The sequence below is a fragment of the Streptococcus sp. 20925_1_24 genome (assembly GCF_041432335.1).
GTDB lineage: Bacteria > Bacillota > Bacilli > Lactobacillales > Streptococcaceae > Streptococcus > Streptococcus mitis_BM.
In genome coordinates this window covers 28116-41733 of sequence record NZ_JAPVZM010000015.1, presented here as the reverse complement: position 1 = coordinate 41733, position 13618 = coordinate 28116, and the positions used below count along the sequence as shown (strand labels likewise).

Annotated in this window: 11 protein-coding genes; all 11 read left to right on the top strand. The window is 39.8% G+C overall.

The features are described from left to right. Nucleotides 1–205 precede the first annotated feature (205 nt). A complete protein-coding gene (locus O3650_RS08200) occupies nucleotides 206–661 on the top strand; it encodes a hypothetical protein (RefSeq protein WP_371491893.1) in 456 nt (151 codons plus the stop codon). A gap of 362 nt (nucleotides 662–1023) precedes the next feature. Then, nucleotides 1024–2118 (top strand): cystathionine gamma-synthase, encoded by a 1095-nt coding sequence (locus O3650_RS08195; RefSeq protein ID WP_371491892.1) that lies wholly within the window; start codon nucleotides 1024–1026, stop codon nucleotides 2116–2118. 7 nt (nucleotides 2119–2125) lie between these two features. Further along, nucleotides 2126–3292, top strand: coding sequence for a MalY/PatB family protein (locus O3650_RS08190; protein WP_371491890.1), 1167 nt, complete (start codon nucleotides 2126–2128; stop codon nucleotides 3290–3292). A 290-nt stretch (nucleotides 3293–3582) separates the two neighbouring features. After that, a complete protein-coding gene (locus O3650_RS08185) occupies nucleotides 3583–4725 on the top strand; it encodes an Abi family protein (RefSeq protein ID WP_049510282.1) in 1143 nt (380 codons plus the stop codon). Nucleotides 4726–5171: 446 nt separating this feature from the next. Further along, nucleotides 5172–8270 (top strand): DEAD/DEAH box helicase, encoded by a 3099-nt coding sequence (locus O3650_RS08180; RefSeq protein ID WP_261084131.1) that lies wholly within the window; start codon nucleotides 5172–5174, stop codon nucleotides 8268–8270. A 47-nt stretch (nucleotides 8271–8317) separates the two neighbouring features. Continuing rightward, complete coding sequence (locus tag O3650_RS08175) at nucleotides 8318–8935, top strand: cystathionine gamma-synthase (RefSeq protein WP_173267014.1); 618 nt, start codon at nucleotides 8318–8320, stop codon at nucleotides 8933–8935. A gap of 10 nt (nucleotides 8936–8945) precedes the next feature. Continuing rightward, on the top strand, nucleotides 8946–10280 hold the full coding sequence (murC, locus tag O3650_RS08170) for a UDP-N-acetylmuramate--L-alanine ligase (protein ID WP_261012779.1): 1335 nt from the start codon (nucleotides 8946–8948) through the stop codon (nucleotides 10278–10280). Nucleotides 10281–10289: 9 nt separating this feature from the next. Beyond that, entirely contained in the window at nucleotides 10290–10751 is a 462-nt protein-coding gene (locus tag O3650_RS08165; RefSeq protein ID WP_261084137.1) for a GNAT family N-acetyltransferase, read from the top strand. Then, nucleotides 10748–11242 (top strand): GNAT family N-acetyltransferase, encoded by a 495-nt coding sequence (locus O3650_RS08160; RefSeq protein WP_261084138.1) that lies wholly within the window; start codon nucleotides 10748–10750, stop codon nucleotides 11240–11242. Before O3650_RS08165 ends, O3650_RS08160 begins: the two co-directional genes overlap by 4 nt. An 80-nt stretch (nucleotides 11243–11322) precedes the next feature. Next, nucleotides 11323–13074 carry an endolytic transglycosylase MltG gene (gene mltG, locus O3650_RS08155; protein WP_371491887.1) on the top strand — a complete coding sequence of 584 codons (1752 nt, stop codon included), beginning with the start codon at nucleotides 11323–11325 and terminating at the stop codon, nucleotides 13072–13074. Between the two features lie 61 nt (nucleotides 13075–13135). Beyond that, the gene (gene greA / locus O3650_RS08150; protein ID WP_000818750.1) at nucleotides 13136–13618 is read left to right on the top strand and encodes a transcription elongation factor GreA; all 483 of its coding nucleotides are present in this window, start codon (nucleotides 13136–13138) and stop codon (nucleotides 13616–13618) included.

Genomic DNA, 13618 nt, shown 5'->3' with positions numbered 1-13618 from the left:
GCTATAATGAATATAATAAAAGATTGTAAAAAACTATTTTCGAAAATCTACCCAGTGTTAACTGAAGTATGCACATGCTAGAATGATTTTATAGGAGGGATGCTGTCTACTAAAAAAGTAAGATAAAACGCAATAATTGATAAGTTCTTCTTTTATGTGAAGAGTTCTTATCTGCCTATTTACTAATCGTTATGGAGGTAAGATTATGGGCGCTATTATGGAGTTTGCAACAGAAAAACAGATTGCATCATTTCTTTCAACTTGCCACATTGAAGGGCAAAAGAATTTTCTGATGGCTTTCAAGAAAAAGACATGGTTGAAATCCTTTATTGATTTTTTCATTATAGGTGGTTCCTACTATGTTCAGTCGAGTGTGAAGCCTAAGATTCTGGCATTCACACCTAGGGGAATCTACTTGATGGACATCAGTGATGTAACAGAAAATCATTCTAATCAAGTCGTAGAGATGCCTTGGAATCAAGTTCAAGATTTTACTTATAAGCCAGTCTTGAATACAGTTAGGCTGAATTGGAACTATCAAAATGAAGACTATATTTTTTCTGTGGATGTCGGTCAGATTGGTCAGCATGTGGGCCAATATCAATTTAACAAAGACCATTATGACTATTTAGCCCAACAGGATTTCTTTCGTTCACAGTAAACCCTAGCAATCATTTTCACAAAAGAATCTGGAAGCTTTTCTGGATTCTTTTTAGCTTTACTAGCTAATACTCAATGAAAATCAAAGAACAAACTAGGAAGCTAGCCGCAGGCTGCTCAAAATACTGTTTTGAGGTTTCAGATAGAACTGACGAAGTCAGCTCAAAACACTGTTTTGAGGTTGCAGATAGAACTGACGAAGTCAGTAACATATACCTACGGTAAGGCGACGCTGACGTGGTTTGAAGAGATTTTCGAAGAGTATAAGTCTATAGTTTGAAACTATAACTAGCTCTTGAAAAGAAGAAAATGAGTTGATGAAAATAAGTGGTACAATAGTTACTATAGATTTGGAGGTATTGTATGAGCAAGGAATTACACATTAACACAATTTTGGCCCAGGCGGGCATTAAGTCAGATGAAGCGACAGGTGCATTGGTGACACCGATTCATTTTTCAACGACCTATCAGCATCCAGAGTTTGGTAAATCTACTGGATTTGACTATACGCGTACTAAAAACCCAACTCGTAGTAAGGCGGAAGAAGTCTTGGCGGCTATCGAGTCAGCAGACTATGCCCTAGCGACTAGCTCAGGGATGTCAGCTATTGTACTGGCCTTTAGTGTCTTTCCAGTAGGAAGTAAGGTCTTGGCTGTCCGTGACCTTTACGGTGGTTCTTTCCGCTGGTTCAACCAAGTGGAGCAGGAAGGTCGTTTCCATTTCACCTATGCCAATACGGAAGAAGAGTTGATTGCCGAGTTAGAAAAGGACGTGGATGTTCTCTATATCGAAACCCCAACCAACCCTTTGATGTTGGAATTTAATATTGAAAAACTGGCAAAATTGGCTCATGCTAAGGGTGCTAAAGTGGTCGTGGACAATACCTTCTATAGTCCTATCTACCAACGTCCGATTGAAGATGGAGCGGATATCGTTCTCCATTCAGCAACCAAGTATCTAGCAGGGCACAATGATGTTTTGGCTGGAGTGGTTGTGACCAATAGTTTAGAACTATACGAGAAGCTCTTTTACAATCTCAATACGACAGGGGCAGTCTTGTCTCCATTTGACAGTTATCAATTGATTCGTGGTCTCAAGACCTTGTCTCTTCGTATGGAGCGCTCAACAGCTAACGCCCAAGAGGTGGTTGCCTTTTTGAAGGATTCTCCAGCAGTTAAGGAAGTTCTCTACACTGGTCGTGGGGGCATGATTTCCTTTAAAGTAGCCGATGAAACACGCATTCCTCATATTTTGAACAGCCTCAAGGTCTTCTCTTTTGCGGAAAGTTTAGGTGGGGTAGAAAGTCTTATTACTTATCCAACGACGCAAACTCACGCTGATATTCCAGCAGAAGTGCGCCATTCTTATGGTTTGACAGATGACCTCTTGCGTTTGTCTATTGGGATTGAGGATGCTAGAGATTTGATTGCAGATTTGCGCCAAGCCTTGGAAGGATAAGACAAAGATGGGAAAATATGATTTTACAAGCCTGCCCAATCGTTTAGGGCACCATACCTATAAATGGAAAGAAGCAGAAATGGATAGTGAAGTCCTACCAGCTTGGATAGCGGATATGGACTTTGTAGTCTTGCCTGAAATCCGCCAAGCTGTGCAGACTTACGCAGACCAACTGGTTTATGGCTATACTTATGCCAGTGAAGAGTTAATTAAGGAAGTTCAAAAGTGGGAAGCTACACAACACGGTTACCACTTTGACAAAGAGGCTCTTGTCTTTATCGAGGGTGTGGTACCAGCTATCTCAACAGCTATTCAAGCCTTTACAAAAGAAGGCGAAGCGGTTCTGATTAACACGCCTGTCTACCCACCTTTTGCTCGCAGTGTCAGATTGAACAACCGTAGATTAATTACCAATTCTTTGGTGGAAAAGGATGGTCTGTTTGAGATTGACTTTGACCGACTTGAAAAGGATTTGGTAGAAGAGGATGTCAAACTTTATATTCTCTGCAACCCTCACAATCCTGGTGGACGTGTTTGGGAAAAAGAAGTGTTGGAGAAGATTGGCCAACTCTGCCAAAAACACGGTGTTTTCTTGGTTTCAGATGAGATTCACCAAGATTTGGCCCTCTTTGGTCACAAGCATCATTCCTTCAATACTGTCAACCCTGACTTTAAAGAATTTGCGATCGTCTTGACCAGTGCTACTAAAACCTTTAATATTGCTGGGACAAAAAATTCCTATGCAGTCATTGAAAATCCTAAGTTGAGAGTGGCTTACCAGAAACGCCAGTTGGCCAATAACCAGCATGAAATTTCAGGCTTGGGTTATTTGGCGACAGAAGCTGCCTATCGATACGGTAAAGATTGGTTAGAGGAACTCAAGCAAGTCTTTGAAGACCATATTAATTATGTGGTGGATCTATTTGGAAAAGAGACTAAAATCAAGGTCATGAAACCGCAAGGAACCTACTTGATTTGGCTTGATTTTTCAGCCTATGACCTGACTGATGAAAGATTGCAAGAGCTGTTGAGAAATGAAGCTAAAGTTATCCTCAACCGTGGTTTGGATTTTGGGGAGGAAGGAAGTCTCCATGCCCGTCTCAATGTAGCCATGCCTAAATCCCTGCTGCAAGAAGTGTGTCAGCGAATTGTGACGACTTTTGCCAAACGTTAAAAATCGTTTTTATTATTTTTTAAATATTTTTAAAAAATATTTTCACTTATAAAACACAATAGATAGAGGTCTTGAAGGCCTCTATCTATATCTTGTGTTCTTGTGTCTAAAAATAGCACTATATATGGAGTTTTTTGGTTAAAAAAGATTGGATCTACTACATTTGGTGGTATGGAAAGGGGGTTTACAAAAAATAGGGATTAGGCTATAATAATTGTACAAGAACTCCCAAGGCTCCCTTTGATTAATCAATCAAATAGTTTTGTGAGGCTTTTTTTTTAGGGTGAATGATGAATACAACTGATGAAAAGATTAAGGTAAAAAATATTTCTGTCAAATATTATGCACTAGCCCCTGATAAAAACTCTTCAATGAAAGAATTTCTTGAATTTGATAAGTTGAAGAAGAAGCTTGCTAGACCAGTAAAGAAAACAGGTGCTAAAGTAATAATTAATGAGTCTGATGAGGCTTTCGCTAAACAGTTCCTTTTTCAGACAAATTATTATGATTTTTCAATATACAGAAAGTGTTTACCGAAACGAGAAGATACTACTTTTTCTTTTCAAGACTGTATTGAACTTTATGAATTCAATTCATTTTTGAGAGAAAATTTGATGAAATTTACTGGTAAAATAGAATTGTTAATCAAGTCTTCTATTATCCATACTTTATGTAGTAATTATGAAGGGAATTTACAAAAAGGCGAGTGCTATTTAGATAAATCAATTTATAAAAATGAAAATGATTATCAGGAATTTATTGAAAGAATTGGAATGAGATTATTTGAATTAAAAGCTAAATCTCTTCCAATAAGTCACCATGTGAGTAATAAAGATTGCAAGTTTCCTTTTTGGGTTGTTGTACCTGAGCTGACTTTTGGAGAAACAACTAAAATAATTGAGCAGTTGAATGATAAATTTTATAGTTTATGGGTTGAAGAGTTGTTTCTTAGTAATGATTATTATAAAAATGATGCTAACATGCAGGACCATATTATATCTGCAAGTAAAAGTTGGATTTCTGCCACATGGTTTATTAGGAATGTTTGTGCACATTATGGCAGATTATACGCACGTAACTTTAATGTGGGTGTTCCAAGATTCTATACACCAGTTTTGCGGAAGATAAAAATGTATGGGAAGAAACAAGGAGATAATAAAGACTTATTTGCCTATATGCTGGCAATAAAACAAATTCTTATTTGTCATAATTCAAGCATTCATGATGAGTGGGATACCTTTATTAACGAAATTGAAAGAAAATTTATGACTAGCAGTATCATAGAAAAAACTAAAATTGGTTTTCCGGAATGCTGGAAGGATTGTTTAATAATTAAAAATGTGAATTTAAGCCAAATTGATGAAAGTAAAATTCATAATGGCGTTCTTAATAAACTGTTATTGTTTTTGAAAAAATTTTATATAAAGTTCTGAAAGTACTTAATAAAAATATGAATGAATTATATAGTAATTTCCACAAAAATACCATAATTGGTAAATTCAGCTAAAATCAGATATTTTTAAATAGTAAAATTGTTGATTGCATGCTATTTTAATTGATATAAAAACATTGAGTTAGAACTCAAAATCCAGTGTCCGCAAGGACGTGCCGGTTCGACCCCGGCCGCCGGTATAGTATAGAGGGTAACTTCTAAAACTAACTTCCAGTTTCCCACAACCCTAGCTTTTAGTATGAGAAAAATGCGTGAAATCAGTGGAAATCCGTCTTAGACTAACTTCTAGTTTTGGGAGAGAGATGGAAGTTACTTTGAGAAGTTACGACTTTAAAAATCCAGCCTTCTAGGAGAAAAGTATCCTTAGAAGGCTATTTTCATAGGGGAAAATATGGTATAATAAAAAGATAAGGTAAAGGTAAAAATATGGCTAAATTGATTCCGGGGAAAGTCCGTATCGAAGGCGTTGCCCTTTATGAAACTGGTAAGGTTGACATTATCAAGGAAAAGAACAATCGGCTCTACGCTCGCGTTGCAGAAGAAGAACTGCGCTATAGTTTAGAGGATGATTTGGTTTTTTGTGCCTGCGATTTTTTCCAAAAGAGGGGCTACTGTGTGCATTTGGCAGCGTTGGAGCATTTTCTAAAAAATGATGAGCGTGGTCAGGAAATCTTGCAAAGTCTGGAAGAAGGTCATGAAGAAAAAGAGGCTGTTGAAACCAAGGTGACCTTGGGTGGCAAATTTTTGGACCGAATCTTGTCTCCAAAATCAGAACGTGCCTATGAATTATCGGCTGTGGGGCAAGTGGAAGCAGGAACCAATCATATCTTGTGGACCCTGAGAATCGGCCAAATCAATAGCCAAAAATACTACGTCATTCGGGATATTCCACTCTTTTTAAGGATTGTCGAGCAGAGAAAGTCTTATATGATTGGCAAGATTTATGAGGAGTCTCTTTCTTGGGAAGCCTTTGATGAGGCCAGTCAAGAACTTCTGACTTTCTTGCGAGGACTGATGGAGGAAGGACAGGCTCCAGACCTCTTTTTCCAAAACCAAGGTCGGCACCTCTTTTTCCCTCTGACTTTTTTTGAGCAGGGTGTGAATTTACTGATGACCTTGCCGCATTTTCAATTTGACCATCAAGTGGATAGCTACCAGACTCTACTTTTTCAGGATATGCATGCTGATGCCAATCTATTTGCCTTTACAGTAACAGAATACTCGGATTATTTTGAAATGGAAATCAGTGAGAGTCCTAGGATCAATGTCTTTTATCAGGGGGTTGTGCTTTTCCATAAAGGACAGGTTTATTTTCTAACAGACCAGCAGATGCGTCTTCTCAAGGAAATCAAAGCGCTACCTATGGATCAACATGGAAAGAAATACCTGCAATTTGATAGTAGTGACCGAGATAAGTTGGCTTCCTGTCTAACGCTCTTTGGCCAGATGGGCACCGTTTCAGCTCCAGAACGTCTACAAATTAAATCCTTTGCGCCCTCTTTTTACTTTGACAGGGAAGAAGATAATCGGATTCGTTTAGAGATTCAGTTTGATTATGGGGATAGACAGGTATCTAGTCGACAAGAACTAGAAGAATTGCCATTTTCGAGTGATGTGGACTTAGAAGAAAGAATTTTCCAAGTCTGTTTGACTGCGGGCTTTGAAGCCGATTTTCAATCTTGGCGTCAGGCCCTAAAAGCGGAGTCTGTATATCATTTCTTTCACGAAATTATTCCAGTTTTTGAAAAACTTGGGAATGTTAACCTATCAGACAAGCTAGAAGAGCTTTATAGCCTAGCGAGTCCTCAAGTGCAGATTGCTTCTAAGGGAGGTCTCTTGGAAATTCAGTTTGATTTTCAAGATATCGCCCAAGAGGAAATTGATCAAGCCATGCAGGCCTTGGTTGCCAATCAAGATTTTTACATTGATTCGTCTAACCAAGTCTACTTTTTCGATGAAGAAACCAAGAAAATTCGCCAAAATTTACAGGAATTGGGGCAATTTGAATTAAAAGATGGGGCCTTGCAGGCTCGGAAATCCTTGGCTTATAGTTTAGCTCATCTCTTTGAAGGACGTGACCGTGTTTCTTTTTCACAAGAATTCCAGAATCTGGCCCACGATTTGACGCATCCAGAAGACTTCCCTAGACAAGCAACTCAAGTTCAGGCTGACTTGCGAGATTATCAGGAAAAGGGAATCGGCTGGCTGCAAATGCTCCATCATTATGGTTTTGGTGGGATTTTGGCTGATGATATGGGACTTGGTAAAACCCTGCAGACCATTGCTTTTTTGACCAGTCAAGTGACAAAAGAAAGTCGAGTCTTGATTTTAGCACCGTCAGGTTTGATTTACAACTGGGCAGATGAGTTTCAAAAATTTGCCCCACAGTTAGATGTGGCTGTTGTTCATGGTTTGAAAGCTAGTCGTGAAGAGATTCTTGCTGAGAGCCATCAAATCTATGTGACGAGCTATGCTACCTTCCGTCAGGACAGTGAGCTTTATCAGGGGATGGCCTTTGACTTCCTTTTCTTAGATGAAGCTCAGGTTATGAAAAATGCCCAGACTAAGATCGCCCAGACCTTGAGACAATTTGTGGTGCCGTCAGTCTTTGCCTTGTCAGGAACTCCTATTGAAAACCATTTGGGTGAGCTGTGGTCTATTTTCCAAATCGTCATGCCAGGACTCTTGCCAAGCAAGAAAGAATTTATGAAATTGCCAGCTGAGCGCGTAGCTCAGTTTATCAAGCCTTTCGTTATGAGGCGCAAGAAAGAAGAAGTGCTGACTGAATTGCCAGACTTAATCGAAGTAGTTTATAAGAATGAACTGGAAGACCAGCAAAAGGCTATCTATCTAGCCCAGTTGCAACAGATGAGAGATAGATTGGCTCAAGTGTCAGACCAGGAATTCCAGCGAAGTCGGGTGGAAATCTTGTCTGGTCTGATGCGCTTGCGTCAAATTTGTGACACTCCTGCCCTCTTTATGGAAGATTATCAGGGAGCCAGTGGCAAACTGGATAGTCTCCGAGACCTGCTGGTACAGGTGGCAGACGGTGGACACCGTGTCCTTATTTTCTCTCAGTTCAAGGGAATGTTGGAGAAAATAGAACAAGAACTGCCAGACTTGGGCTTGACATCTTTTAAAATTACGGGTTCAACCCCAGCCAAGGAAAGACAAGACATGACCAAGGCCTTTAACCAAGGAGAAAGAGATGCCTTTCTGATTTCTCTTAAGGCTGGTGGGGTTGGTCTGAACCTAACAGGTGCTGATACGGTTATCTTGGTTGACCTTTGGTGGAATCCTGCGGTGGAGGCGCAAGCCATTGGCCGTGCCCATCGGATGGGACAGGAAGAAACGGTTGAGGTCTATCGCTTGGTAACTAAAGGAACTATCGAAGAAAAAATTCAGGAACTACAAGAACAGAAGAAACATTTGGTGTCACAAGTATTGGACGGAACAGAGTCACGTGGCAGCCTGACCCTAGCAGAAATTAGAGAAATTTTGGGAATTTCTGAAGTCAGCACTTGAAAAATCAAGACAATACGCTATAATGAAGTGTTGAAAGGAAATAGAAAATGAAACAAGAACGATTTCCATTGGTGTCAGATGACGAGGTCATGCTGACTGAGATGCCAGTCATGAACTTGTACGATGAGTCTGATCTGATCAGTAATATCAAGGGTGAGTATCGAGATAAAAATTATTTAGAATGGGCTCCTATTGCTGAAGAAACACCAGTAAAACCGATTGAAAAGCAAGTAGAGAAAACTAAAAAGTCTCCTTTAGGGGTAAAAAAAGAAGGAAAGAGCTATGCAGAGGTGGCGCGTGAAGAAGCGCGCGCAGACTTGAAAAAGAAACGCTCGGCAAGCTATCTTACTAAGGACATCACTCCTACAAGACGCCATTCTCAGCCAAGTCTAGTTAGAAAGGGCAATCAACCTACTGCGCCTTTCCAAAAGGAAAATCCTGGTGAATTTGTCAAATATAGCCAAAAATTGACCCAGTCTCATTACATCTTGGCGGAAGAAGTGAGCAATATTTCGACTCAATCTGAGCCAAAAGAAACTTCAGGTCCAAAGAAAAATAATTATGATTTTCTGAAGAAGAGCCAAATCTACAATAAAAAGAATCAACAAAAAGAACAAGAACGTCAGGTTGCTCAAGAGTTGAATCTGACCAGAATTACAGAATAGGGGAGAAAACATGTCAAAGACATATCATTTTATCGGAATTAAGGGATCAGGGATGAGTGCCTTGGCCTTGATGTTGCACCAAATGGGGCACAAGGTACAGGGATCAGATGTTGAAAAGTACTACTTTACTCAACGTGGTCTTGAGCAGGCAGGAATTACTATTCTTCCCTTTGATGAAAAGAATCTAGACGGTGATATGGAAATTATTGCTGGAAATGCCTTCCGCCCAGATAACAACGTTGAAATTGCCTATGCGGACCAAAATGGTATCAGTTACAAACGTTACCATGAGTTCCTAGGTAGCTTTATGCGTGACTTTGTTAGCATGGGGGTAGCAGGAGCACATGGAAAAACTTCAACGACAGGTATGTTGTCTCACGTCTTGTCTCACATCACAGACACCAGCTTCTTGATTGGAGATGGAACAGGTCGTGGTTCGGCCAATGCCAAATATTTTGTCTTTGAATCTGACGAATATGAGCGTCACTTTATGCCTTACCATCCAGAATACTCTATTATCACCAACATTGACTTTGACCATCCAGACTATTTCACAAGTCTAGAGGATGTTTTCAATGCCTTTAACGACTATGCCAAACAAATTACCAAAGGTCTTTTTGTCTATGGTGAAGATGCAGAGTTGCGTAAAATTACGTCTGATGCACCAATTTATTATTATGGTTTTGAAGCAGAAGGTAATGACTTTGTAGCTAGTGAGCTTCTTCGTTCAACAACTGGTTCAACCTTTACCGTTCATTTCCGTGGACAAGAATTGGGTCAATTCCACATCCCAACCTTTGGTCGTCACAATATCATGAATGCGACAGCCGTTATTGGTCTTCTTTACACAGCAGGATTTGATTTGAACTTGGTGCGTGAACACCTGAAAACATTTGCCGGTGTTAAGCGTCGTTTCACTGAGAAAATTGTCAATGATACCGTAATTATCGATGACTTTGCCCACCATCCAACAGAAATCATTGCGACCTTGGATGCGGCTCGTCAGAAATACCCAAGCAAGGAAATTGTTGCAGTCTTCCAACCGCATACCTTTACAAGAACTATTGCCTTGTTGGACGAATTTGCTCACGCTTTGAACCAAGCGGATGCTGTTTACCTAGCGCAAATTTATGGGTCAGCTCGTGAGGTGGACCATGGAGATGTTAAGGTTGAAGACCTAGCCCAAAAAATCAACAAAAAACACCAAGTCATTACTGTTGAAAATGTTTCTCCACTCCTAGACCATGACAATGCTGTCTATGTCTTTATGGGAGCAGGAGATATCCAAACCTATGAATACTCATTTGAGCGTCTCTTGTCTAATTTGACAAGTAATGTTCAATAGGATGCTCCCATGGAAATTCCAATTAAGATCATTCAGGCAAGCAAGTCTGATTTGGCTGAGATAGAGGCACTTCAAACTTTGTCTTTGCCAGCTGAAAAGCAGCTGATTTCCCATATTTTAGAAGAAAGTATCCGTAAGTCTGCGGATACCTTTCTTCTAGCTAGGGATGAAAATCAACTGTTAGGCTATATTCTAAGCGGTCCTCAGCCAGACAATCCGCAATGTCTAAAAGTACATTCTTTAGTCATTGAGTCTGACCATCAGAGACAGGGCTTGGGAACACTTCTTCTTGCAGCCTTGAAAGAGGTGGCAGTTGAGCTGGAGTACAAGGGGATTCGTTTGGAGAGTCCTGATGAGCTGCTTTCCTATTTTGAAATGAACGGTTTTATTGATGAAGAAACTTCCCTTTATGCAACTAGCCAGGGTTTTAGTATGATTTGGTTTAATCCCTTTTATCTGGAGGCAAAATGAAGATCAGACAAGCAAAATTAGAAGATTTGGATCGTATCGTTGAGATTGAACTAGAAAATTTCTCGATTGAAGAAGCCATTCCTCGCTCTGTCTTTGAGGTGCATTTGCGAGAAATTCAGACCTCTTTTCTGGTTGCGGAAAAAGAAGGTAAGATTATTGGTTATATCGAAGGGCCAGTTGTCCCTCACCGCTATCTACAAGACCAGTCTTTTACAGAAGACATAAAAGACTATAGTCATGAGACTGGTGGCTATATCTCTGTGACCTGTCTCTCTATTGCCAAGGAAGCACAGGGTCTTGGACTGGGTCAGAAATTGCTAACAGCCTTGAAAGAAGTTGCTCTTGAAGATGAGAGAGAAGGCATTAACCTAACCTGTCATGACTATCTCATCGCCTACTATGAAAAACACGGATTTGTCAACGAAGGCTTGTCCCAGTCAACCTTTGCAGGGGAAACTTGGTATGATATGGTCTGGGAAGCTAAAAAATAGGCAAGACAAGGCATCATAGGTTGCTTTTCCTAGACTTTTAAGATATAATATTATGGATTGTCAACGAGGAGGAAAAACTTTTGAGTGAAAAGTCAAGAGAAGAAGAAAAATTAAGCTTTAAAGAGCAGATTTTACGAGATTTAGAACGAGTTAAAAAACATGAAGAAGATCAGGAGGAAGTTGATTTAGCTTCAATAAAACCCCAATTTTCTTCTAAAAATGACCAGTCGATAGAAGAGATAATGGAAGATTCTCTATCAGCTGTAGAGGAGATTATGAGAAAAGCTCCTACCGTGCCTACTCACCCAAGTCAAGATGTACCAGCTTCTCCATCAGATGAGATTAAAAGAGAAACTCCTGGTGTTCCAAGTCATCCAAGCCATCCAAGTCAAGATGTTCCTTCTTCTCCTGCAGAAGAGGCTGTAAGACAAGCTCCACTTGCTCCTAGTCATCCGAGTCTAGAAGGACCTTCTACTCCATCAGCGGAGGGAGTATCAAGACCAGCTCCAGGACCTGTTAGTCCTAGAAAAGTAGAAAAGGAATTTAATGAAATCCCAACTAGGGTAGCTGTTTCTTATAAGACAGAAGCTCAGAGAGAGGTAAAAAGAGAAGTTCCTACTTCAAAACCAGTAGAGGAAAAGAAAGTTGTAGAAGAAATGCCTGCAACTCCACGTCGTAGCCGTCGTGAGACGGTTAAGTCAACCAAGAAGAAAAAATCAGGATTTAAGGCCTTCTTCATTTCTCTACTCATTTTCCTAGGTTTGATTTCAGCAGGTGCTTACTTCGGTTATCAGTATGTTCAGTCATCTTTACAGCCTGTGGATGCTTCATCTAAACAATATGTGACAGTGCAAATCCCAGAAGGAGCTAATGTTCAAACAATTGGTTCAACTCTTGAAAAGTCTGGTTTGATTAAACACGGAGTGATTTTTGCTTTTTATGCGAAATATAAAAATTATTCAGATTTGAAGTCTGGCTATTACAATTTGCAAAAGAGTATGAGTACAGAAGATATCATCCATGAATTGCAAAAAGGTGGAACAGCTGAAGCTCAAGAACCTGCGCTTGCGAATTTAACAATTCCAGAAGGTTATACGATTGATCAAATGGCACAAGCGGTAGGTCAATTGCAAGGTGACTTCAAAGAGCCTTTGACAGCGGATGCCTTTCTGGCAAAAGTTCAAGATGAAAACTTTATTAGTCAAGAAGTTGCCAAATATCCTAGTCTACTTGAAAGCTTGCCTACAAAGGAAAGTGGCGTTCGTTACCGTTTGGAAGGATTCCTCTTCCCAGCTACATATTCTATCAAGGAAAGTACAACTATTGAAAGCTTGATTGATGAGATGTTGGCAGCTATGGACAAGACTTTGGCACCTCATTACAGTACGATTAAGTCTAAGAATTTGACGGTCAATGAATTGTTGACGATTGCTTCACTTGTAGAAAAAGAAGGAGCTAAGACTGACGATCGTAAGTTGATTGCAGGTGTATTCTACAATCGCTTGAATCTTGGTATGCCACTTCAAAGCAATATTGCCATCTTGTATGCCCAAGGCAAACTTGGTCAGAAGATTAGTCTTGCCGACGATGCTGGAATTGATACATCGATTAATTCACCATACAATGTTTATACAAATCTAGGCCTCATGCCTGGTCCAGTAGATAGTCCAAGCTTGGATGCTATCGAGTCAAGTATCAATCAGACTAAGAGTGAAAACCTTTACTTTGTTGCAGATGTGACAGATGGTAAGGTCTACTATGCTAGCAATAAAGAAGAACATGATCGGAATGTTGCCGACCATGTCAACAGCAAATTAAACCAAACAAACTAAAATTATGTGATGCTTCACATAATTTTCTTTAGAAAATATCATCAGAAGAAAGTTGAGAAAAATGGCAGAAAAAACATATCCTATGACCCTTGCGGAAAAGGAAAAACTTGAAAAAGAATTAGAAGAATTGAAATTAGTTCGCCGACCAGAAGTGGTAGAACGCATTAAGATTGCTCGTTCATACGGTGACCTTTCTGAAAATAGTGAATACGAAGCAGCGAAGGATGAACAAGCCTTTGTCGAAGGACAAATCTCTAGCTTGGAAACAAAAATCCGTTATGCTGAAATCGTCAATAGTGACTCAGTTGCTCAAGACGAAGTAGCGATTGGTAAAACAGTCACTATCCAAGAAATTGGTGAGGACGAAGAAGAAGTTTATATTATCGTAGGTTCAGCTGGTGCGGATGCCTTTGCAGGTAAGGTTTCAAATGAAAGTCCAATTGGACAAGCCTTGATTGGTAAGAAAACAGGTGATACAGCAACCATTGAAACACCTGTTGGTAGCTATGATGTAAAAATCTTAAAGGTTGAAAAAACAGCCTAA

Coding starts and splice junctions, on each gene's coding strand:
- O3650_RS08200 (WP_371491893.1), top strand. CDS start 206: ATGGGCGCTATTATGGAGTTTGCAACAGAAAAACAGATTGCATCATTT.
- O3650_RS08195 (WP_371491892.1), top strand. CDS start 1,024: ATGAGCAAGGAATTACACATTAACACAATTTTGGCCCAGGCGGGCATT.
- O3650_RS08190 (WP_371491890.1), top strand. CDS start 2,126: ATGGGAAAATATGATTTTACAAGCCTGCCCAATCGTTTAGGGCACCAT.
- O3650_RS08185 (WP_049510282.1), top strand. CDS start 3,583: ATGAATACAACTGATGAAAAGATTAAGGTAAAAAATATTTCTGTCAAA.
- O3650_RS08180 (WP_261084131.1), top strand. CDS start 5,172: ATGGCTAAATTGATTCCGGGGAAAGTCCGTATCGAAGGCGTTGCCCTT.
- O3650_RS08175 (WP_173267014.1), top strand. CDS start 8,318: ATGAAACAAGAACGATTTCCATTGGTGTCAGATGACGAGGTCATGCTG.
- murC (WP_261012779.1), top strand. CDS start 8,946: ATGTCAAAGACATATCATTTTATCGGAATTAAGGGATCAGGGATGAGT.
- O3650_RS08165 (WP_261084137.1), top strand. CDS start 10,290: ATGGAAATTCCAATTAAGATCATTCAGGCAAGCAAGTCTGATTTGGCT.
- O3650_RS08160 (WP_261084138.1), top strand. CDS start 10,748: ATGAAGATCAGACAAGCAAAATTAGAAGATTTGGATCGTATCGTTGAG.
- greA (WP_000818750.1), top strand. CDS start 13,136: ATGGCAGAAAAAACATATCCTATGACCCTTGCGGAAAAGGAAAAACTT.